We start from the raw sequence: 22,561 nt of genomic DNA, 5'->3' as shown, positions 1-22,561 counted from the left end.
AATAAATGTATTCTTCACACTTTAGGAGGAAAAATAAATGGACGTATCCATCCCGAAATCTCAGCACAAAACGGTATGCCGAACGGAATACGGCACACTTCAGAAAGTGGTTTTATGCAGACCTGAGCACATGACCATAAAAGATGTCATAAACGAAACACAAAAACATTTTGAAGATGACAATATTCATGTGAAAACCGCCAACGATCAGCACAGCCGCTTAGTGGAGGCACTCAGGTCACACAACGTTGAGGTCATCCTGTTGCCCGTTCGCGACGGACTCCCAGAACAGGTTTTTACTAGGGATATAGGGTTTGTCATCGGAGAAAAAGCCTTTCTGTCGAGCATGACTGAACCGATTCGCCAAGGAGAAGAAGCCGTTATAAAAGATTTATTTCACAGCCAAGGTATCTCTTACACCCGTATGCTTGATACAAGCATTGAAGGCGGGGATGTCATTATCGATGGTGACACCGTATACGTCGGAATCAGCCAGCGCACCGACATTTCAGCCATCGGCCAGCTGGAAGAGGCACTTCCTGAGTACACGATCATTCCAGTAAAGCTGCATGAAAAATTTTTGCATTTGGACTGTGTTTTTAACATTGTATCTGAAAGCGAAGCGTTAATTTATCCTCAAGCACTTGAGCCAGAGGCAGCTGATATGCTGGCAAAACGTTATGACCTTATTGAAGTGCCCGAGGATGAACAATTTACGCTAGGCACCAACGTCCTTTCAATCGGGAGAAAAACGATCATCAGCCTCCCTGGCAACCGACATGTCAATCAAGAGCTATCAAAAAGAGGCTATCACATTATCGAAATTGACCTGTCAGAAATCATCAAATCAGGCGGCTCCTTCAGGTGCTGTACACTGCCGCTGATTCGCGGCGAATGAAGAATCTTCCCCTTTTTCATGTTTTGAACAGCTTATTTTATCAAGATACGTTAATATAGAGGTGACATCATTTTTAAGGGGGAAATCGCATGACAAAATACATAGGACATGTCGGAACATATACAAAAGGCGGAAGCGAAGGAATTTATTCATTTGAGCTTGATACTGAGAAAAAAGCACTCAGCGAGCCAAAGCTTGCCGCTAAGCTGGGCAACCCGACATATGTGACGCCGAATAAAAACAACACCATCCTTTATTCCATCGAAAAAGCAGACGGCCAAGGCGGAGTTGCTGCCTATCAAATCAATAAAAACAGCGGCGAGTTGACATTTCTGAATCATCAGTTAATTGATGGTCCTTCTCCATGCCACGTAAGCGTTGATGATCAAAATCAATTCGTACTGACTGCCAATTATCACAGCGGGAAGGTACACGCGTTTCCGGTTCAGGAAGACGGCAGCTTGCAATCACCTGCTTCTGAAGCCGCTCACACAGGAAAAGGGCCGCACGAAAGACAAGAAAAACCGCATACACACTACGCAGGGTTCACACCTGAACACAATTATGTCGTAGCGGTTGATTTAGGTACAGATAAGCTGTACACCTATAAGCTGAAAGACGGCGTATTGGCTGAATCCGGAAGCCATTCCTTCGCTCCCGGTACAGGGCCTCGCCATATCGCTTTTCATCCGAAAGAAAAATACGCTTATGTCATGACAGAATTAAGCAATGAAGTGATTGCGCTTGAATACAATCCGACAGCCGGTGAATTTAGAGAAATCCAGGTCGTTTCTGCCATCCCTGATGATTTTACGGATAACAGCCAGGGAAGTGCAATTCATGTCACACAGGACGGGCGCTTTGTTTACGTCGCGAACCGCGGCCATGACAGTATCGCCGTATTTGAAGTGAATCAATATTCAGGAGAGCTGGCTTTCATAGAAAGAGTTTCGACAGAAGGAAACTGGCCTCGTGACTTTGTATTTGACCCAACGGAAGGGTTCCTCGTTGCCTCAAATGAAGAAACAGGCAGCCTTGTCCTGTTTGAAAGAGACAAAGAAACCGGCAGATTGACACTGCTTCCGTCAACAGTTTCTGTCCCTTACCCGGTTTGTGTGAAATTTTTACATCAAGCATAAAAGCAAAGACTGGCTCAGGAGCCAGTCTTTTTTGTCTATCTCACCTTTTCTCTCGTCTCAGCAGTTCGATACAAATGGCAAGCGACAAAGCGGCCGGGTTCGATTTCTTGAAGCTGGGGACGGGATTCCCCGCATTCAGGCATCGCCTCCGGGCAACGGGTCCGAAACACGCAGCCGCTCGGCGGATTAACCGGGCTCGGCAGCTCCCCTTTCAAGAGAATACGCTCTCGCTTGTCCTCCAATTCGGGATCCGGAATCGGAATCGAGGATAAAAGCGCCTTTGTATAGGGATGAAGCGGTTCACGATACAAAGTGCCGCTCTCTGTAATTTCCATCATGTGCCCTAAGTACATGACACCGATCCTGTCACTGATATGCTTCACCATCGAGAGATCGTGGGCAATAAATAAAAATGTGAGCCCTTTTTCTTTTTGAAGCCGCTTCAGCAGATTGACCACCTGCGCTTGAACCGAGACATCAAGAGCAGAAATCGGTTCGTCCGCCACGATAAATTCAGGATTCAGCGACAGTGCTCTCGCAATCCCGATTCTCTGTCTTTGCCCGCCGCTGAATTCATGCGGATAACGGCTGCCAAAATCGGGGTGAAGCCCAACTGCCTCAAGCAGCTCGTCCACGACGAGAAGCCGCGCTTTATGGGTATTGTAGAGATTGTGAATCTCCATCGGCTCCAAAATAATTTCTCGAACGGTCATGCGCGGGTTCAATGAAGCATAGGGGTCCTGAAAAATCATCTGCAGTTTGCGGTTGAAGGCAAACTGCTCTTTTTCACTTAGTGCATGAAGATTTGTGCCGCGGTATACCACACTTCCTTCTGTTGGCTGATAGAGGCGCATCAGCACTCTCCCCAAGGTTGATTTCCCGCACCCTGATTCCCCGACTAGCCCGAACGTTTCTCCTTCACGAATCTGAAAGGTGACCCCGTCGACGGCTTTGACTGTCCGCTTTTTCCCTGCGTCAAAATGCATTTTTAGCTTGCTGACCTCTAACAAAGGCAATGGCGTCATTTGTCTCCCTCCTTATTCTGAAAAACAGCGGCGCACCGCACAAAGTTCTTTTTCATAGATTGTTTCTTTTAATGTAAGGATTTCGATTGATTTTCCCGTCTTTGGAGAATGAAGCATTTTCCCGCCGCCAACGGAGAGACCGACGTGATGAATCGCTCCTTTTCCTTCCTCATAAGCAAAAAACAGCAGGTCACCAGCCTTCATATCATCAAGCGGGACATCCTTCCCCGCCTTAGCCTGATCTCCCGCATCACGGGGGATGCGGTATCCATTGGCCTTAAATATACTGTACATAAACCCGGAGCAATCAAACCCAAACCCGCTGATCCCTCCCCACAGGTAGGGAAGGCCAAGAAAAAACGCCCCCGTTTGAATGATGTCTTCAGCAGTCCCTTTCTGTTTGCTGACAGGCACTGCATCACTTTGCTTCACAAACCTTTCCCCAAAAACGGTCGAAACCTTAAAATATCCGTTTTCTTCTGCAATGAGGGGGAGAACTGTCAAAAAGCTCAATTCGATCTCCTTTTCTCCATTGCTTTTGTACAAAAAGGCAGCAGGTTTGCTGATCATCACATCGTGTTGTGAATGGATGGGCGTAGATTTTTCCAGCTGGTTCTTTTTCATCCAGCCCGGGTATCCGCGCGGATCCTTTCGGGATGGCTGGCTAGGCACGATCACAGAAACCCATTCCCCCTGTTCTGCTGTCACAAGTACCTTTTCGCCAAAGAGAACTTGAGTTTGGATTACATTGTCTGTACATAATCCAAGCCGTTCATCATACGTCATGCGCTCCAGCCAGTCTCTGATCCTTACAGTCGGTTGAAGCATGAATTGATCAGACAGACGCGGTGAATCAGGCGCTGTCCAGATGTTGGCCACTGCTGATATGACGGTGTGCATCATTGCTCTGTTTCCCCTTTCAAAAGCGCAGCCCCGGTGATTCCGAGACCCGGTCTGCCAGGCATCGAAATCGTGCTGCCGCTGTATGTTATACCGCCTTTGATGACATCTGTTTTCAGCATCAGCGGCGCGTCAAAATCAAAGCGTGTGATGTTTCTTTTACTTGCCGCAAAATGCGCCGCGGCCGTAATGCCCAGCTTTGTTTCGATCATGCTGCCGACCATGCACTCCACCCCGCAGGCCTCCGCTATGGCATTGATTTTCTCTGCTCCGCTGATGCCGCCCGCTTTCATCAATTTAATATTGATCAAGTCTGCGCTTCGGGTTTGCAGAACTTCGAATGCCTGCCGCGGTGTAAAAACACTTTCATCAGCCATAATCGGGGTATCTGTCGCATCTGTCACCCTTTTAAGCCCTGTGAGATCATCTTTATGAACAGGCTGCTCGACAAGCTCAATGCCTAGACCCGCATCCTCCATTTTCCGAATCGCAGTTACAGCCTCCTTCGGCGTCCACCCCTGATTAGCGTCTAAACGCAGTTTCACGGCTGATCCGACACGTTTTCTGATTTCCTGGATGCGGGCGATATCTGTTGCGATATCATCTTTTCCAACCTTTATTTTCAGCGTTTGAAAGCCTTGTTTGAGATAATTCTCAGCATCCGCTGCCATCTCTTCAGGTGAGTTGACACTGACGGTATAATCTGTTTCAAGCGCATCCCGGTATCCGCCAAGCATTTGATAAAGCGGCAGCCCGCACATCTGCGCCCAGCCGTCGTATAGCGCCATTTCCACAGCAGCCTTCGCGCTCATATTTCCTGTAAGAAGATGCTGGATGTCGTGCAGAATAGCCTCATAGCCCGACAGACTTTTTCCAAGCAATGCCGGCTTCAACACATGGTGGATGGCACTTTCAATGCTATCCATGCTGTCACCTGTAATCACGATCGTCGGCGGCGCTTCTCCCCATCCGATTGCGCCGCTGTCATAAGTGATCCTGACAATGACTGATTCAGCCGTATACACAGTGCGAAGCGCGGTTTTAAATGGCTTTGTCAGCGGGACGGCGATTCGGCTTGTTTCGATTCGAATGATTTTCATGTCTTCAGCGCCCCTTCTGAAACACCTGCCTCTATGACAACTGTTTTTTCTGCTGTATTCATAGCAGCTTTCGCACCGACCGGAACGGCAATACTTGGGGAGCAGTGGCCAATTTTAAATCCTTTCAGAGCAGGTTTTCCGGCTGTTATAATATAGTCTTCCAGCACTTGCTCAAGAGAGAGAGACTTCTCTCTCTTCACCGGGACACAATTGTGAAAATCACAAACTAAAATCCCCTCCGCTTCCGTCAGCTTCCCCGCCATTTTCAGCTGATTTAGCATCCGGTCGATTTGGTAAGGCTCCTCGTCAATATCTTCAATAAACAGAAGCTTTCCTCTCGTATCAATTTCAAATGGCGTGCCCAGTGTAGACGTCAGCAAAGACAGATTTCCCCCGACAAGCTCACCTTCCGCTTTGCCGGGAACAAGCACGGTCAGCGGAGAAAGCTCTTCAGTATAGGTGAATTCCGTCTCCTGGAAGAGCTGCTTATACGAAGCTTTTGTCAGCGGGTGAACGTCGTCAAGGCCAATATCCGAGCTAAGCATCGGGCCATGGAAGGTGATAAGACCTGTGTTTTGATGAATGGCAGTATGTAAAAACGTAATATCGCTGTATCCCCAAAAGATTTTAGGGTGTTTGCGGATTAAGTTGAAATCAATGCCCGCGGCAATACGTCCTGTCCCAAACCCCCCGCATGCGCACAGCACTGCTTTCACCTCCTCGTCTCTGAACATCTCATGGAGATCCGCCAGCCGCTCATCATCCTGTCCCGCTAAATAACCGTGCTGGTTTTTCAGTGCCTTGCCCAACTTCACCTGAAGACCGAGCTCTTCTAAAAATAAAAGCGCGGTGTCAAGCTTTTTTGGATCCGGCGGGCTTGCGGGCGCGATCACTCCGACTGTATCACCCTTTTTCAGCGCTTTCGGCTTGTGGTTCAACGGAAACACTCCTTTCATTTGCTCTGCACCCTACGTATACGTGCAAGAAAGAGAAAAAATACCGCTCCTTCGCATAAAGAAGCAGTATTTCCTCAATCACCGCCATCAGTTTTTATCTGCCCATTTTAAATCGATATAGCCGACAGGGTGACGGACAATTCCCTTTACTTGTTCATTTTGCAGGTGAACCTGATTATAAAAATAAATTGGAATGATCGGCGCTTCATTGATGAGCAGCTTTTCAGCTTGATGCATAAGAGAGAAACGTGTTTTTTCATCGGCTTCATTTTTCGCCTTTTGGATCAGCTGATCGTATTCTTTATTGGCCCATCCTGTGCGGTTCATCGAATTTCCCGCTTGGAAGGCTTCCAGAAAACTGATAGGGTCCGCATAATCTGGTAAAAATGAGCTTTGAGAGAATTGGAATTTCAATGCTTTTTGATCCTCTAAAAATACGTTCCATTCCATATTGGCCAGCTTTACATCGACTCCAAGGGTATTTTTTAATTTTTGCTGGACAGCCTCGGCAATCTTTTTATGCTCCGGCTTTGTGCTGTAAGTAAGCGTGATCGCAGGAAGCTTATTATAGTTTTCTTCCTTCATGCCCTTTTCGAGCAGTTGCTTCGCTTTGCTTTCGTTAGGCGTGATCAGGTCTCCGCCCGCTTCACGGAAATCTTTGCCGTCGGGCTGCGTAAATCCAGGCGATACAAAGGCGCGCGCCGGTTTTTCATTATTTTTCGTGACGTACTTTACAATCTCGTCTTGATCCACAGCCATCGCAAAGGCTTTTCTGATGTTTTCATTTTGGAATGGCTCCATGTTCACATTAAACCGATAGAAATAGAGACCCGCCTGGTCAACAATATTGACGTTATCCTGATCCATCAGCTGGTCGCTTAACTCTGCAGGGACATAAGCAGTATCAAGTTCGCCTGATTGAAACATCTGATAATCTGTATTTCTGTCACTGACCATTGCCCATTTCACCTTATCAAGCTTTACGGTATCCTTATCCCAATACGTGTCGCTTTTCTCCATAGTGATGCTGTCATCATGCTTCCATTCCGTCAGCTTAAACGGACCGTTCCCAACAAAAGTATCCGCCTCAGCGAACCACTTTGGATTGTCTTTATCGACCTTTTCGTTTACTGGAAAATACGCTGGATTGGAGACGACGCTGAGAAAATATTTTTGCGGTGCTTCCAGCGTAACTTCAAGGGTTCGATCATCCTTTGCCGTCACCTTCACATCGTCTTTTTTCCCTTTCCCGCTGTTATACGCTTCGCCGCCTTCAATAAGATAGCCTAGGAATGCCGATGAAGCGCCTTTTTTCGGATCAAGCATCCGCTTCCACGCGTATTCGAAGTCTCCGGCTGTTACCGGATCTCCGTTTGTCCATTTCGCATTTTCTCGAATCGTAAACGTGTAGGTTTTTTTATCCTTTGATACAGACCACTTCTCCGCCATTGCCGGCTCGGGCTCATTCTCTTTGCCAAGACGCGTCAGCCCCTCCATGATGTTATTTAACGGCTGCCATGACACATTATTGAAACCGATCGGCGGATCAAATGAAGTCGGTTCATTTTCGTTATTTAAATAAAGCACCTTTTCTCCGCTGGTTTTTGCCTTATCATGACTGCCTTCTTTTCCGGCCTGTTCATTTGCTGTGCATCCCATCAGCGCAAACGAAAGTCCTAATGCAAGGCCCATCCCCCATAGCTTTTTCACTCGTTTCATCCTCTTCCCCCTTTTCATGTTCAACCCTTTGCATCTCCTGACAGCACCGCATGCTCTGCTCGTTGATCCTGCAGCCAGCAGTTGACGGTATGCGAGTCAGATCTGATCGTCTGGGCCGGGTATACCCTATCACACACAACCATCCTGTTCGGACAGCGGGCGGCAAACGGGCAGCCCGGCGGAGGCGAAAATAAATCCGGCGGCGTTCCGTCAATCGGGATCAGCTCAGCGCCTTCTAAATCCAGCCTTGGGACAGAGCCCAGCAGGCCTTTTGTATATGGGTGCTGCGGCTGATAAAAAACATCTTTTCTTGTGCCGATTTCCGCTATTTTCCCGGCATACATGACTGCGACTCTGTCAGCTACCTGGGCAACAACCCCTAAATCGTGCGTAATCAGAATGACAGACACATTCGTTTTTCTCTGAATCTCTTTAAACAGCTCTAAAATCTGGGCCTGAATGGTTACATCCAGGGCGGTGGTCGGTTCATCCGCAATTAAGATGTCAGGCTCGCAAATCAGCGCCATCGCAATGACAATCCGCTGTCTCATGCCGCCGCTGAATTGATGGGGATATTGCTTTAGACGCTCTTCGGGATCTGGAATACCGACCAATGACAGCATGGAAAGCACCTCTTTCCGCGCCGCTTTTTTGCCCATTTTTTTGTGGCGCAATAGCGCTTCCCCCAGCTGGTCGCCGACAGTCAGCGTCGGGTTTAACGCCGTCATCGGGTCTTGAAAAATCATAGAAATGTCGGCTCCCCTTATGCTTCTCATTTCTTTGTCAGAGAGACGGCAAAGGTCTTTGTTTTTAAATAGAATGCTGCCGTCTGTCACCTTCGCCGAATAAGGCGGAAGCAGGCCCATAATGCTTTGGGAGGTCACGCTTTTGCCGCAGCCGGATTCGCCGACGATCGCAAAGGTTTCTCCTTTATACAAATCAAAGCTCACCCCTCTGACCGCCTGAACCGTCCCGCCGTAAGTCGTAAAAGACACGTGCAGATTTTTGACTGACAGAACTTTTTCCATACTGCTACCTCCTCAGCTTAGGGTCGAGCGCATCCTGCAATCCGTCCCCCAGCACATTAAACGCATACATCGTCAGGGATATGAAGAAGGCCGGAAAAAACAGGCGCCACCAATGCCCAGATAAAATCGTAGGCAGGCCGTCATTTGCCATCACACCCCAGCTTGCAAACGGGGCCTGTATGCCGAGGCCGAGAAAGCTTAAAAATGATTCTGCGAATATAGCGGCAGGTACGGTTAATGTCATTTGTACGATGATCGCTCCCATTGTATTCGGCAGCAAATTCTTCCGTATGATGCGAAACGTTTTCGCGCCAAAGGTTTTCGAGGCGAGCACATATTCATAATTTTTAATCTGAAGCACCTGGCCTCTTACAATTCTCGCCATGCCGACCCATCCGGTCACAGTCAGCGCCACAATAATCGTGCCCAGTCCCGGCCCCATGAGCACCATCAGCAAAATGACAACAAGCAGGTACGGCAGCCCGTACAGCACTTCGATAATCCGCATCATAATGCTGTCAATCCTGCCGCCTTTATAGCCGGCAACGCCTCCGTAAATGACACCGATCACAAAGTCAATCAGCGCTGCCATCACGCCGACAAATAACGAAATTCTCGCGCCATACCATGTTCGGGTAAACACATCCCGGCCGAGTTCATCGGTGCCGAACCAATGATCGGCTGAGGGCGGAAGATTTTGTTCGGTCAGCGATTGGCGTACGACACTATGAGGCGATATAAAGGGCCCGATAACTGCCATGACAAAAAGAAATAATAGAATAAAGAGTCCGGCCATCGCTAATTTATTTTTCTTCAGCCTCCTCCAGGCATCCTGCGTGTATGACAAACTCGGCCGCTTGACCGAATCGGCTTCCCGATTTTTTTCCTGATTTGAGACAAACCACTCATCCGGCACCTGAATGTGCTGTTCTGGCTGGCGTTCATCCGTTTGTACAGGGAGATTCACACGCTTCACCCTTTCTTATGCAGTTTAATGCGCGGGTCTAAGAGACCGTAGGCCAAATCGACCAAAAACAGCATGATGATCAGAATGACGCTGTAAAAAACGGTCGTTCCCATAATCACGGGATAGTCCCGCTGATTAATGCTTTCCACAAAATATTTTCCCATTCCCGGAATGGCAAAGATTTTTTCAATGACAAAGCTTCCTGTTAAGATGCTGGCGACGAGTGTGCCCAGGACGGTAATGACGGGCATGAGTGCATTTCTGAGTGCGTGTTTCACAATAATTTTGAACGGGGAAAGCCCTTTTGCTTTTGCTGTGCGGATATAATCCTGAGTCAGAACTTCGACCATGCTTGACCGTGTCAGCCTGGCAATGATCGCCATTGGCCCTACAGCAAGCGCTGCGGTCGGAAGCACCATATGAATCGGGCTCGTCCATGTGGCAGCAGGAAATAGTTTGAGATTGACTGCAAATTGCTGGATGAGCAATGTTGCGAGAATAAAATTCGGGATGGAGATGCCAAGTACCGCAAGACTCATCGCAGCGTAATCCAAAAAGCCATTACGGCGGAGCGCAGCGATTACGCCCAGTACCAGCCCAGAAATCACAGCAATGACAATCGCCGTCATTCCAAGCTCAAAGGAAACCGGAAATCCGCGTTCCAGCATGTCATTTACGCTGTCGGATGGTTTTTTTATTGAAGGTCCAAAATCGAATGTAATGATGGATTTTAGGTAGATGATGTATTGGAAAATGAGAGGATCGTCTAAGTGATAGTAGGCTTCGAGATTTTTTTGAACGGCTTCATTTGTGCCTCTCTCCTCGTTAAAAGGAGATCCGGGAATGACCTTCATGAGAACAAAAGTCAGGGTGGTAATCACCAAAATCGTAGCTGCCATTGCCCAAAAACGCTTTATCATGTATCGTGCCAAAGCCTAAAACACCCCTTTAGCAGAATGATGTCCGCATCGCAAGCTCAGTCATGACAAGCATCGCCTGATAGGCTTCAAGCATGTCCTTCGCCTGAAATTGAACGGTTGTGGTTCCCGTTTTGATTTCCGTTCCCGGCATCAGATTCGCCCATTCTGCCTGGCCGTAATTGGCGAATTCAATGCTCAGAACCGGCCTGTCAGGCGGTGTAAGCGGTTTGACCTTGTCCTTGTTTTGCAGGGCAAATGCGGTTTTTTCTGTCAACAGCCGTCCGGCTTTCGCAGGCGACAAGCACTTCACTGCAGATCTTGAAATCGTTTGTTTGACCGCGGCTGTCGTCACGTTCGGAATGAGCTCTTCCGCTTCCTTCGCCGCCCGGTCATCCCCGGCTACCATTAATACAGGGACATCATAATAACCGGCAACGTATGCATTTAGCCCAAGCTCACCGACAGGCCGATCGTTTATGTAAAAATGACGGACACCGAAAATCATGCTGTGTGACATGACACCAGGAGTCGAGGCTCTCGCATGATAACCGAGGAACAAAGCGCCTGTAAACGTATCATCCAGTCCCTCAACCATTGAAAATGGTTTGACGTCACCGGAAATCAAATCTGCTTCAGGGTGAAGCTTTTCAACCATCAGATTATTCATCTTCGAATGACTGTCATTGACCAGCACCTCGGTACACCCGCTGTTAAATGCTTCGGCAATACAGTAGTTTGCTTCTTCAGTCATAATGAGCCGCCCGCGTTCATAATTACGCTTGCCGGAATCCACAAAGGTATCGTCCGGAAGACCCGAAATACCTTCCATATCTACTGACAGGTACAATTTCATAACGCTCCTCCTTTTTTACTAAATTATGAATATTCTAACAAATTATATTAAAAAAAGAGGAAAAATGCAATATAACTGGGGAAAATCTCGACCATTCAGTGATAAAAAAGAATCCTCTTGCAAGGATTCATGTCTGTTTTTCTGTCTGTTCTGTAAGCAGTTCATATTTTTTTAGCGTTCTTTCAAACACTTGATCAAAAACGTCCGGCACAGAGGCGCGTATCACCTCAGCTCCCTCTCCCGTTATTCCGCCTTTCGTTGCAACACGTTCCAGCGTTTCCTCGAAAGACATATTTTTTTCGGTCAGCAGCTTGCCAGTTCCGTATAGTGAATGAATCAGAAAATCAAAGGCTTCTTCTTTGGACAGGCTGCTGTTTCTGACGGCAGACAGTGCCAATTCTTCAAAGATTGCAGCTATGAATCCCGGTGCCGAGCTCGTTAAATTGCTGGCCGCATCAACATTTGATTCTTTGATTTCTCGTACACGGCTGAAAACCGATAACAATTCATTTAGATGCTCTTTCTTCTCCGCAGCTAGTGCTTCACTGTGAACGACAAGTGAGATGCCGGCTTCTGCTTCGGACGTAATAGCAGGAATAACACGTGAGATACCCGCTTCTGTTTCCGCCTCCAAAAGACGCAGCGGCACACCGGCAGCTATGGATACGATGTGAGTATTTCTGTTCACATACGGGTGCAGACGGCGCATTGTTTCGATGACATGGAGCGGCGGGACACATATCAAAATCAATTGGCATGTATTTGCCCAATTCTCCAGCGAATCAGCCGATACGTTTGGATAATCTGACATGAGTGCCTGCAGCCGCTCTCCCTTCGTTCTCGTTTCAATAAATAGTTCATTCTCTTTTATTTGTCCATGCTTTAACAGCTGTCTGGCGATCATATCCGCCATGCTGCCATAGCCAATCAATCCAATCTGTTCCATCGACTCATTCCTTTCATATACAATAAGAAGTGTACCGTTTTCCGCACTTTTTCACAATTTCCCATAATCTTTTCATTTTTATCCCACAGTTTTTGTTTATGATAAACTCAAGTCATAAACCTATCATAAATAGTAATGTGAAAATAGAGAAACGGAGTGAACATAATGGATAACTATCGTGATGAAAACAGAACGGAAGGTAATGAGAATGAGGTCTTTTTAACAAAAAAGAACGATCAGAGCACCTCCTACTCAGCACGCAATGTCATTCATGATCAGGAAAAGAAAAAACGAGGGTTCGGATGGTTCAGGCCGTTGCTTGGCGGAGTGATCGGCGGCAGTCTCGCCCTTGGCATTTACACGTTTACACCGCTTGGCGACCATGATTCTCAGGACACTGCAAAACAATCATCCAGCCAGCAGCAAACGCAATCTGTTACTGCTAAAAGCACGTCCTCTGAATCTAAAAAAAGCTCATCAAACTCAAGCAGCTCATCTGCATTCAAGAGCGAGGACTCTTCTAAAATCTCAGATATGGTAGAAGACCTTTCACCAGCAATAGTCGGCATTACAAATCTTCAGGCACAATCAAACAGCTCTTTGTTCGGCTCTGGCTCATCCAGTTCCAGCTCTGATTCCAGCGAAGACACAGAAAGCGGTTCAGGGTCTGGTGTCATTTTCAAAAAAGAGAATGGCAAGGCTTATATCATTACAAATAACCACGTCGTAGAAGGAGCATCTTCACTGAAGGTATCTTTATATGACGGCACTGAAGTGACAGCAAAGCTGGTAGGCAGTGACTCGTTAACTGATTTAGCTGTCCTCCAAATCAGTGATGATCATGTCACAAAAGTGGCAAACTTCGGAAATTCATCTGATCTCAGAACAGGCGAGACCGTTATTGCGATTGGGGATCCGCTTGGAAAAGACCTGTCCCGCACGGTAACACAAGGAATTGTAAGCGGCGTGGACAGGACAGTTTCAATGTCTACTTCAGCCGGCGAAACGAGCATTAACGTCATTCAGACAGACGCAGCAATTAACCCAGGTAACAGCGGCGGCCCTTTGTTAAATACAGACGGCAAAATTGTCGGCATTAACAGTATGAAAATCAGTGAGGATGATGTTGAGGGTATCGGATTTGCCATTCCAAGCAATGACGTAAAACCGATTGCTGAAGAATTGCTGTCGAAAGGGCAAATTGAACGTCCATATATCGGTGTCAGCATGCTTGATCTAGAACAAGTGCCGCAAAACTACCAAGAAGGCACACTCGGCCTGTTCGGCAGCCAGCTGAATAAAGGTGTTTACATCCGTGAGGTCGCTTCAGGCTCTCCTGCTGAAAAGGCTGGATTAAAAGCGGAGGATATTATCATCGGCCTAAAAGGTAAAGAAACCGATACAGGCAGTGAATTGCGCAATATCTTATATAAAGACGCAAAAATCGGTGATACCGTTGAAGTGAAAATTCTCAGAAACGGCAAAGAAATGACGAAAAAAATTAAACTCGATCAAAAAGAAGAGAAAACTTCGTAAGAGATAAAGCCTCGGGCCGCAAAATTCGGCCTGAGGCTTTTTTAATAGACAAAGACCTAACTGCTCTATGAAACTTTCTGGCGAGATATCCGTATATCATACAGACTGACATCATTCGCACCAAGATGCTAGAAACATCGTTTGCTAGGAGGTATAAACATGAAAACCGCGGGATTGAGTATGATCTGCGCAGGATTAGCTTTTCTTTTGCTGAGCTTTCTTCTCTCTGAATCGACGTTGGCATGGGGAGTTGTACTGGGTGCCAGTATTCTATTAAACGTCACTGGTACAGCAGTGATCATGCGTTTCTTAAAAGCCCCCCAATATAACAGCTGACATACGGCAAAGCCTAAGACGAAAACGGTTAGGCTTTGCCGTTTTTCTTTCAGCGTGAGTGAACCGAAGTGCAAGCCCGCAATCTCTTCTTCCTTCTCTTATTCCATATATCCATTCGCATTTTTCACTTTGATCGACAGAACATAAAAAAAACCCCTGTCCGTTAAGAACAGAGGTTTTAAGGTTATGACATGTGCTGGTCTCTATAGAGTCTTTTATTTTCAATCCCGTACGATTTCTGTACGATGTAAAGCGGCCGGTCTTTGGCTTCATCATAGATTCTGCCGATATATTCGCCGATCATGCCGAGAATCAGAAGGACAATGCCGCTGAACAGGAGCTGGATCACAATAAGTGATGACCAGCCGGTAATCGTGCTGTCTGTGAACAGCTTCAGATACAGCACGATAAACATATACAGAAATCCTGCGCCTGACATTAAGACCCCGACATAGCTTGCCAGCTTCAGCGGTTTATGTGAAAACGTCGTAATGCCGTCCATTGAAAGCTTCAGCATTTTCTTAAGCGGGTATTTCGTTTCTCCGGCAAGCCTTTCATCACGTACATACTCAACTGCCGTTTGTTTGAAGCCTACCCAGCTGACGAGTCCTCGGACAAAAGGGTTTTTTTCCTTTAATTTTTTCATTTCATCACAGACTTTTCTGTCCATGAGGCGGAAATCCCCGGTATCAATCGGGATATCAATATCTGTCATGCTGCTGAGAAGCCGGTAAAACATGGCCGCTGTCTGTTTTTTGAAAAAGGTTTCCCCTTTTCGTTTTGTACGTACGGCGTATACGACCTCATAGCCTTCCTTCCACTTTTCAATCATGTCTAAAATTAACTCAGGAGGGTCCTGCAAATCGGCGTCAATGACGGCGATGGCATTCCCCTGTGCATAATCCATACCCGCTGTAATGGCGATCTGGTGCCCAAAATTCCTTGAAAAGTCTATAATCTTTACTCTCGGATCGATCAGGCTGTACTCTCTTAAAATCTCAATACTGCGATCTTTGCTGCCATCATTGACGAAAAGCAGCTCGTAGTTTTCCTTCGTTTGATCCATGACCTCTTTTAAGCGCTGATAGGTTTCATGAATGACAAGCTCTTCGTTATACACAGGTACAACAATTGAATATTGAATATGTCTGCTCATGTTTTTTCCTCCTATTCATCAGCATTTAGTTCATATAACGTTGCTGACTGGTTCATTCCGCCAGGCCCGCCGCCCATTTTGCCGGTTTGACCTGAAGCCTTGCTGTTGCTTGATGTATCAGCTGAATCAGTATCTTCTGTTTTTTGATCAGAACTTGATTGCCATTTTTCTGATGCTACTTCTTTTCCATTTTTCTCAACCCATTCGACAATGTCATTGTTTCCGCCTTTCCCCATTCCTGAAGCCAAGAAGTATTTCACTTTTCCTTCTTTTACGAGCTTTTTAAATTGAGTCAGCGTGATCGCCGGGTCAGAACCGCTGTATCCGCCAATAGCCATGACAGCTTTTTTCGTTTTAATGATATATGGCGCCGCTGTGTTCGAATCGGTTGTGGCGAATAGGTATTCAGCTCCGGCGTTATTCTCCTCTAGATATTTGATAAGTTTTTCATTTACAGTCGCATCAGACATTCCCATGCCTTTTCCGCTCATTGATGCGAGCTGAGGGCCTGTTTCAGGCAGTGAACTGTTGCCACCGTACAATAGCGGTGTGCTTGCCCAATATATCGGCATCACCAGCAATGCGAGAAGAGCTGCAAGCGAAGTATAATAACTGATCGGTTTTTGGCGCTGTTTGAACAGCAGCAAAGCAATCGCTGACAACACGCCGATAACCCCTACGCCAATACTCCATCCAACACCGATTTGATCGTTGTAGTTTCTGAGAATAAACAATTCAAATCCAGTTGTCGCAATGATTGCTCCCGGCAGAAGCCATGATTTCCAGCCTGTCTGATTGCGGTACAGATGAACAAGGGCAACCCACCCCGCACCGACAAGAGCCGCAATCGGCGGTGCCAGCATGATGAGATAATAATGATGGAAAAATTCTGCGACACTGAAGAATCCGGCAATCGGTACAAGCCACGCTACCCAGAACACCGTTTCCTTCTGCTCTATAGATAATCTTCTTCTTTCTCTCGCGCCAGCGATCAGTAAGCCTGCGATTCCAAAAATCGCAAATGGCAGAAGCCAGCTGATTTGATCAGATAACTCTGTTTGGAAAAGCCGCAGTGGACCAGGTGTTCCCGTTCCAAACATTCCTGAACCTGATTGCATTTTTGAGCCGGTTCCTGTTCCGCCTTTCCCTCCGTCTCCGCCAGGTCCCCCTTGGCCGCCATCTCCGCCGCTTGGAGGGCCTCCTTGACCGCCGCTTGGCATTTCTCCTCCGCTTGGCATTTGGCCATTGGATGGAGGTGCCGTCATATTTCCATTTGAGGATTTGTCATCACTTGATGACTGATTAGGCGGTGCTTGAGTGTTATCAGAAGAAGACATTTCTTTTGAAGCGTCTTTGTTTGGCGCCCCCTGGCCGCTGCCGGAATTTTGGCCTGTCAGCCGCTGGATTCCGTTATAACCAAAAGCCAATTCCAGCACAGAGTTGGTTTGGCTGCTTCCGATATAAGGCCGCTTGCTTGCAGGGATATTGTCAACAATGAGCGGCCACGATAACGAAACGGCTGCTAATACGGCTAACGCACTTACCAGCGAAATGATTTTTTTCTTCATCGTAGCGTTTGCCGCAATCAAATAGAATAATAAGAAAGCCGGTAAAATCATGTAAGCCTGCAGCATTTTTGTATTGAAACCTACTCCAACAACGAAAAACGCTGCTAACAACCAGATCAGCTTTCCTTTTCTGATCGCTTTAAAGAGAAGCCATGTAGCAAGCAATAAGAAAAATACCAGTAATGCATCAACATTGTTTGTACGTGCTACAGCTACAGCAATCGGTGTACATGCCATGATGAAAGAGGCAATTCTTGCTGCCGTCTTACCGAATGTCGGTTTTATTAACAGATACATTAAAAGGACAGAACCTACACCAGCAAGTGCCTGAGGCAGGATGACGCTCCACCCGTGCATACCGAATATAAGTGCGCTGATGGTTTGTATCTGGAACGTAATAGGCGGTTTATCAACCGTTATAAACCCCGCCGCGTCGAATGAGGCATAGAAAAAATTATGAAAGCTTTGCATCATACTTGTGACTGCAGCGGTGTAATAAGGATTCACCGTATCATCATTCCAGATGTTATAGATATTTAAGAATGCAGATGCGAGCAAAATGAGGATGAGGACGATATCCAGCTCGCGTTTTTTCTTTTCCACGTGTTTTTCACTCCTTTTTGTCTAACTTGGAAATAGTGTAACAAGCAAATATGAATAAACTATTAATAAACAAAGACAATATTTTTGCCGAGGCCATTCCATACCAATCACCCATATTTGCAAAGGGTTTTAAGCCATTTCTCCCAATCATCATCTGATATTTCCTCCCTAATAAGGCATGCTGTTTATGTCAAAATTAATTATGGTAATAAAAAAAGCCCTCCGGCGGCGCCGGAAGGCAAATGAATCACAATTTATTGGATCGGTTTCAATTTCGCTTCAATTTCAGCTCTTCGATGCTCAAGATATGGCGGAAGAGCGATCGTTTGGCCAAGCTCATCAAGATTTTCATCTACCATAAAGCCCGGTCCGTCTGTTGATAACTCGAACAAAATGCCGTTCGGTTCTCTGAAATACAGCGCCTTGAAATAGTAGCGCTCAACAATGCCAGAATTGCTAAAGCCTTCCCGGCTGATGATCTGATGCCACCCGGCAAGTTCTTCTTCATCTCTTACCCGAAATGCGACGTGGTGAACACTTCCTTTACCTTGGCGCTCGCGCGGAAGATCGTTTCTTTCTATTAAATGGATTTCCGTTGCCGCACCGCCTTCTCCTGATTCCAAAATAACGGCGGTTCCTTGTCCTTCAACTGGTTCACGGCTGATTTCTGTAAATCCAAGAATATTCGTCAGCACGTGCAAGGTTGGTTCGGCATATGGCACAGTCAGTTCAACCGGCCCTAATCCGCGAAACGAAAATTCTTCCGGAATGCCGCTCTGTTTAACAGGCAGGCCATATCCTTTTCCTTTCTCATCAGCAGTCAGCACAAGCCGCTGCCCTTCATGATCTTGGAATGCCAATATGTCACGTCCGGCTCTTTTTGAGATGCCGCTGTGCGCCACTTCGTGCTCTTCAAAACGTTCTTTCCAGTAATGCAGGGCTTCTGTACTTGGAACGCGCAATCCAATAGAAGAAATACTGTTTGTTCCCGCATGAAATGGTGCAATGCGGGGAATCTCGAAAAACGTCAGCTCAGTTCCCGGATTTGCCACTTCATCTCCGTAGAACAGATGATACATTGTCGGTTCATCTTGGTTGACGGATTTTTTGACGAGCTTTAATCCTAATACTTTCTTATAGAAATCCAAGTTTTTTTGTGCGTCGGCCGTTAATGCCGATACATGGTGAATGCCGTTAACTTTCATATGCTGTCCCTCCAGGTCATTTTATCTCGATTTCAAGATATCATATCATAGTTATCTATTTATTGTTCTAATAACAAGGTATTTTATTCGCAAGAGAAAGTCAACATATCAGCTTCACCGACGGTTCGTTCATTTTCTGAATTCTGCCTCTCCTCTGATCCGTCTAAAATTCCGCGGCAGAAAACACGAACTTTATAAAAAGAAATAATGCGATTCATTCGTTTATAGATTGTTGAAAGAGACGTTTTCACCGTTTTTTCAACTGAACGAAAAGCAAATATCGAAAATCAGAAAATTTATTTTATTTCACTTTTCTAAAATAGGGTTTACAATATGAAAAAATAGATTCTTCATCATGAAGCTTCAACACCATAGGAGGTTACGGACATGCATACTGAAGACAACGGTTTGAAAAAAGAGATAGGCCTCTTGTTTGCCCTTACTCTTGTCATCGGAACCATTATCGGCTCTGGTGTTTTTATGAAGCCTGGCGCTGTGCTTGCTTATTCAGGTGATTCAAAAACCGCGCTTTTCGCCTGGCTGTTAGGCGGTATTTTAACACTGGCGGGTGGTTTGACAATCGCGGAAATCGGAACGCAGATTCCAAAAACCGGCGGGCTTTATACGTACCTTGAAGAAGTGTATGGCGAATTTTGGGGATTTTTGTGCGGCTGGGTGCAGATTATCATTTACGGTCCGGCGATTATTGGCGCGCTGGGTTTATATTTTGGCTCTTTAATGGCGAATCTTTTCGGCTGGGGATCTGGATTGTCAAAAGCAATCGGAATTATAGCAGTTCTCTTTTTATGCGTCATTAATATAATCGGTACAAAATACGGCGGCTTTGTCCAAACGCTGACAACGATCGGTAAACTGATTCCGATTGCATGCATCATCATCTTCGGCCTTTGGAAAGGTGATCAGCACATCTTCACAGCAGTAAACGAAAGTATTTCCGATATGAACTTCGGAGCGGCCATTTTGGCTACACTATTTGCGTACGACGGATGGATTCTTCTGGCCGCTCTAGGCGGAGAAATGAAAAATCCCGAAAAGCTGCTGCCACGCGCAATGACGGGCGGATTATTAATCGTAACAGCCATCTATATTTTCATTAACTTTGCATTGCTTCACATCCTGTCTGCGAACGAAATTGTCACACTTGGCGAAAATGCGACAAGCACTGCTGCCACCATGCTGTTCGGTTCAATTGGCGGAAAGCTGATTAGTGTCGGAATTATCGTCAGCATCTTTGGGTGTTTAAATGGAAAAGTACTTTCTTTCCCGCGTGTTTCATTTGCAATGGCGGAACGCAAACAGCTTCCATTTGCTGATAAGCTTTCACATGTACACCCGACATTCCGCACACCATGGATCGCGATTTCCTTCCAGATTGCTTTGGCTTTGATTATGATGCTGATCAGCAACCCGGATAAGCTCTCTGAAATCTCTATTTTTATGATCTACATTTTTTATGTGATGGCCTTTTTTGCGGTGTTTATTCTCCGCAAGCGAACAAAGGGAGAAAAGCGCGCCTACAGTGTTCCGCTTTATCCATTCATGCCGATTTTGGCCATCGCAGGCTCTTTCTTTGTATTAGGCAGCACACTCATTACAGATACAATGAGCTGCGGATTATCCATCCTCATCGGCCTTGCCGGACTGCCTGTTTATTACTGGATGAAAAAACGAAAAGCAAGCTGATAAAACGGTTCCCTTGTTTAGGGAACCGTTTTTTGGTGAAACAGAAGATAAAAGTTGACAGGAAAAACACAACTTTTGATATACTTTTTACGTTAAGCAGAAAGATTTTGCAAACTTGGGTCGGTTTTTTGAATCGAAGTAGGTCAAAATAAGGGGACATGATTTGCAGAAAAAGTCAAGCCGTGTTTTTTTCGACTTTACCTGTTTTTTTTCGACAAAAGGCTATATAATAATTTGATGTGTGCATTGTCTCATTCAAACTATGGAGGGTTTTTAATGATAAGAAGAAAAAAAGATAAGTTCTCACTCCTTTTAACAGAAATTGCAAAGAACATAGACGAAACTGCCGAATATTTTGTGAATTTTAAGGTCACAAACCAAACGACGCTTAAAGAATTCGCAGATACGTTAAAGGAATATGAAACAAAAGGTGACAATCATGTTCATGTCATGATTAAAGAGCTTAACAAAGCGTTCATCACTCCTATTGAACGCGAAGATATCCTTCAGCTGACAAACAGCCTGGATGATGTGCTTGACGGAATCGAACATTTCTCTGCCATGATGGAGATTTTCTCAATTACCTCATCTGACGAGCATATCGATAAATTCAGCGGATACATCAGAGAATGTGCGAAAGAAATTTTAATTACAATTGAACTGCTGGCAGAAAACCGGTTAAAGGATATTCAGCCTCACGCTATCAAAATTAAAGAGTATGAGCACAGCTGTGACAACCTGCACAGAAAATCATTAAAGAATCTTTTCGGAAATGAAACAGATCCGATTAAAGTTATTCAATATCGTGAAATTTATGAAACGCTTGAAGAAATTGCCGACTCTTGCCAAAGTGTTGCCAATAATCTTGAAACCATCATTATGAAAAACGCGTAACGAGGGGTAAAAATGGATATTCTATTCATATTAACAATACTAATAGTCATTTGTGCTCTGGCGTTTGATTTCATCAATGGGTTTCATGATACGGCGAACGCTATTGCGACTTCGGTATCAACAAAAGCGCTGAAACCGCGCCATGCCATTATCATGGCGGCTGTGATGAATTTTATCGGAGCAATGACATTTACAGGTGTTGCCAAAACCATTACGAAAGACATTGTAGATCCTTATACACTGGAAAATGGCTCTGTCGTAATTCTGGCCGCGCTAGTCGCTGCGATTGCCTGGAACCTTATCACATGGTACTACGGCATCCCAAGCAGCTCGTCCCATGCCATCATTGGAGCTATTGCCGGAGCAGCCGTTGCGGCAGCCGGATTTACTGCGTTAAATTATAAAGGCTTCATTAAAATTATTGAAGCATTGATCTTTTCACCGATTATCGCTTTTGTCCTTGGTTTTATTTTATACAGTATCGTCAAGCTGATTTTCAAAGACAGCAATTTGGCGAAAACAAACAAGCAATTCCGCAGAGTGCAGATTGTAACAGCTGCCCTGCAATCGTATACGCACGGAACAAACGATGCGCAAAAAGCAATGGGAATTATCACAATGGCTCTCATCACAGCGAATTTACATACTTCTTCTAACGATATTCCTACCTGGGTGCAATTCGCCTGCGCGACAGCCATGGGTCTAGGAACATCAATCGGCGGCTGGAAAATCATCAAAACCGTTGGCGGAAAGATCATGAAAATTCGCCCGGTAAACGGGGTTTCCGCTGACTTAACCGGGGCAGCCATTATTTTCGGCGCTACATTTATTCATTTGCCGGTCAGTACAACCCACGTCATTTCTTCATCAATTCTTGGCGTCGGTGCGTCACACCGGGTAAAAGGCGTAAACTGGGGTACGGCCAAGCGAATGCTCATTACATGGGTCATTACGCTTCCGATTTCTGCGACACTTGGTGCCATCGCCTACTTTATTTTAAATATGATTTTTTAATGTCACACCGCTTCTGTCAAAGGAGCGGTTTTTTTGATGGAAGAGGAAAACCATCCGGATCTCTCGAATACAATAAGCAGAACCTATTTCAGAT

At 45.9% G+C, this 22,561-nt stretch carries 21 protein-coding genes; 7 read left to right on the top strand and 14 right to left on the bottom strand.

The window, feature by feature from the left end; translation table 11 throughout:
* The first annotated feature begins 37 nt into the window (after positions 1 to 37).
* Complete coding sequence (locus C1T29_RS08010) at positions 38 to 898, top strand: dimethylarginine dimethylaminohydrolase family protein (protein ID WP_103748860.1); 861 nt, start codon at positions 38 to 40, stop codon at positions 896 to 898.
* 89 nt (positions 899 to 987) lie between these two features.
* Positions 988 to 2,037, top strand: coding sequence for a 6-phosphogluconolactonase (gene pgl, locus C1T29_RS08005; RefSeq protein WP_103748861.1), 1,050 nt, complete (start codon positions 988 to 990; stop codon positions 2,035 to 2,037).
* A gap of 35 nt (positions 2,038 to 2,072) precedes the next feature.
* Here the strand turns inward: pgl and C1T29_RS08000 are convergent, their stop codons facing one another.
* The 10 genes from C1T29_RS08000 to proG all read right to left on the bottom strand — a co-directional run bounded on the left by C1T29_RS08000 (position 2,073) and on the right by proG (position 12,451).
* Positions 2,073 to 3,062, bottom strand: coding sequence for an ABC transporter ATP-binding protein (locus tag C1T29_RS08000; RefSeq protein ID WP_040083344.1), 990 nt, complete (start codon positions 3,060 to 3,062; stop codon positions 2,073 to 2,075).
* A 12-nt stretch (positions 3,063 to 3,074) separates the two neighbouring features.
* The gene (gene eepC / locus C1T29_RS07995) at positions 3,075 to 3,965 is read right to left on the bottom strand and encodes a gamma-D-glutamyl-L-lysine dipeptidyl-peptidase (protein ID WP_103748862.1); all 891 of its coding nucleotides are present in this window, start codon (positions 3,963 to 3,965) and stop codon (positions 3,075 to 3,077) included.
* On the bottom strand, positions 3,962 to 5,062 hold the full coding sequence (gene ykfB / locus C1T29_RS07990; RefSeq protein WP_103748863.1) for an L-Ala-D/L-Glu epimerase: 1,101 nt from the start codon (positions 5,060 to 5,062) through the stop codon (positions 3,962 to 3,964). The genes eepC and ykfB overlap by 4 nt, the downstream gene beginning before the upstream one ends.
* Complete coding sequence (locus tag C1T29_RS07985) at positions 5,059 to 6,018, bottom strand: S66 peptidase family protein (protein WP_069838910.1); 960 nt, start codon at positions 6,016 to 6,018, stop codon at positions 5,059 to 5,061. The genes ykfB and C1T29_RS07985 overlap by 4 nt, the downstream gene beginning before the upstream one ends.
* Before the next feature lie 87 nt (positions 6,019 to 6,105).
* Positions 6,106 to 7,755, bottom strand: coding sequence for a dipeptide ABC transporter substrate-binding protein DppE (gene dppE / locus C1T29_RS07980; protein WP_014663680.1), 1,650 nt, complete (start codon positions 7,753 to 7,755; stop codon positions 6,106 to 6,108).
* 2 nt (positions 7,756 to 7,757) lie between these two features.
* Positions 7,758 to 8,765, bottom strand: coding sequence for a dipeptide ABC transporter ATP-binding subunit DppD (dppD, locus tag C1T29_RS07975; protein WP_014663679.1), 1,008 nt, complete (start codon positions 8,763 to 8,765; stop codon positions 7,758 to 7,760).
* A gap of 4 nt (positions 8,766 to 8,769) precedes the next feature.
* Entirely contained in the window at positions 8,770 to 9,732 is a 963-nt protein-coding gene (gene dppC / locus C1T29_RS07970) for a dipeptide ABC transporter permease DppC (RefSeq protein ID WP_014663678.1), read from the bottom strand.
* A gap of 5 nt (positions 9,733 to 9,737) precedes the next feature.
* Complete coding sequence (dppB, locus tag C1T29_RS07965) at positions 9,738 to 10,664, bottom strand: dipeptide ABC transporter permease DppB (protein WP_014663677.1); 927 nt, start codon at positions 10,662 to 10,664, stop codon at positions 9,738 to 9,740.
* 16 nt (positions 10,665 to 10,680) lie between these two features.
* On the bottom strand, positions 10,681 to 11,505 hold the full coding sequence (dppA, locus tag C1T29_RS07960) for a D-aminopeptidase DppA (protein WP_040083350.1): 825 nt from the start codon (positions 11,503 to 11,505) through the stop codon (positions 10,681 to 10,683).
* Positions 11,506 to 11,632: 127 nt separating this feature from the next.
* The gene (gene proG, locus C1T29_RS07955) at positions 11,633 to 12,451 is read right to left on the bottom strand and encodes a pyrroline-5-carboxylate reductase ProG (protein ID WP_071580575.1); all 819 of its coding nucleotides are present in this window, start codon (positions 12,449 to 12,451) and stop codon (positions 11,633 to 11,635) included.
* Positions 12,452 to 12,616: 165 nt separating this feature from the next.
* Between proG and htrA the strand changes: the two genes are divergently transcribed.
* On the top strand, positions 12,617 to 13,987 hold the full coding sequence (gene htrA, locus C1T29_RS07950; RefSeq protein WP_103748864.1) for a serine protease HtrA: 1,371 nt from the start codon (positions 12,617 to 12,619) through the stop codon (positions 13,985 to 13,987).
* A gap of 159 nt (positions 13,988 to 14,146) precedes the next feature.
* Entirely contained in the window at positions 14,147 to 14,323 is a 177-nt protein-coding gene (locus C1T29_RS07945; protein WP_052438167.1) for a hypothetical protein, read from the top strand.
* Positions 14,324 to 14,507: 184 nt separating this feature from the next.
* Here the strand turns inward: C1T29_RS07945 and C1T29_RS07940 are convergent, their stop codons facing one another.
* The 4 genes from C1T29_RS07940 to C1T29_RS07925 form a co-directional block, all read right to left on the bottom strand.
* The gene (locus C1T29_RS07940) at positions 14,508 to 15,479 is read right to left on the bottom strand and encodes a glycosyltransferase family 2 protein (protein ID WP_014663672.1); all 972 of its coding nucleotides are present in this window, start codon (positions 15,477 to 15,479) and stop codon (positions 14,508 to 14,510) included.
* An 11-nt stretch (positions 15,480 to 15,490) separates the two neighbouring features.
* On the bottom strand, positions 15,491 to 17,650 hold the full coding sequence (locus C1T29_RS07935) for a glycosyltransferase family 39 protein (protein ID WP_103748865.1): 2,160 nt from the start codon (positions 17,648 to 17,650) through the stop codon (positions 15,491 to 15,493).
* A 7-nt stretch (positions 17,651 to 17,657) separates the two neighbouring features.
* Positions 17,658 to 17,804: a hypothetical protein gene (locus C1T29_RS07930; RefSeq protein WP_142393698.1), complete on the bottom strand. Its 147-nt coding sequence runs from the start codon at positions 17,802 to 17,804 to the stop codon at positions 17,658 to 17,660.
* A 100-nt stretch (positions 17,805 to 17,904) separates the two neighbouring features.
* Positions 17,905 to 18,855, bottom strand: a complete 951-nt coding sequence (locus C1T29_RS07925) for a ring-cleaving dioxygenase (protein ID WP_069149457.1) — start codon at positions 18,853 to 18,855, stop codon at positions 17,905 to 17,907.
* 387 nt (positions 18,856 to 19,242) lie between these two features.
* Between C1T29_RS07925 and steT the strand changes: the two genes are divergently transcribed.
* From steT to C1T29_RS07910, 3 genes are all read left to right on the top strand, one after another.
* Complete coding sequence (gene steT, locus C1T29_RS07920) at positions 19,243 to 20,559, top strand: serine/threonine exchanger (RefSeq protein ID WP_103748866.1); 1,317 nt, start codon at positions 19,243 to 19,245, stop codon at positions 20,557 to 20,559.
* A gap of 276 nt (positions 20,560 to 20,835) precedes the next feature.
* Positions 20,836 to 21,453, top strand: coding sequence for a DUF47 domain-containing protein (locus C1T29_RS07915; RefSeq protein ID WP_003218470.1), 618 nt, complete (start codon positions 20,836 to 20,838; stop codon positions 21,451 to 21,453).
* A gap of 12 nt (positions 21,454 to 21,465) precedes the next feature.
* Entirely contained in the window at positions 21,466 to 22,467 is a 1,002-nt protein-coding gene (locus C1T29_RS07910) for an inorganic phosphate transporter (protein WP_014663667.1), read from the top strand.
* Positions 22,468 to 22,561 lie beyond the last annotated feature (94 nt).

This window comes from Bacillus sp. MBGLi79 (genome assembly GCF_002953915.1).
This window is presented reverse-complemented; position numbering and strand designations above follow the sequence as displayed.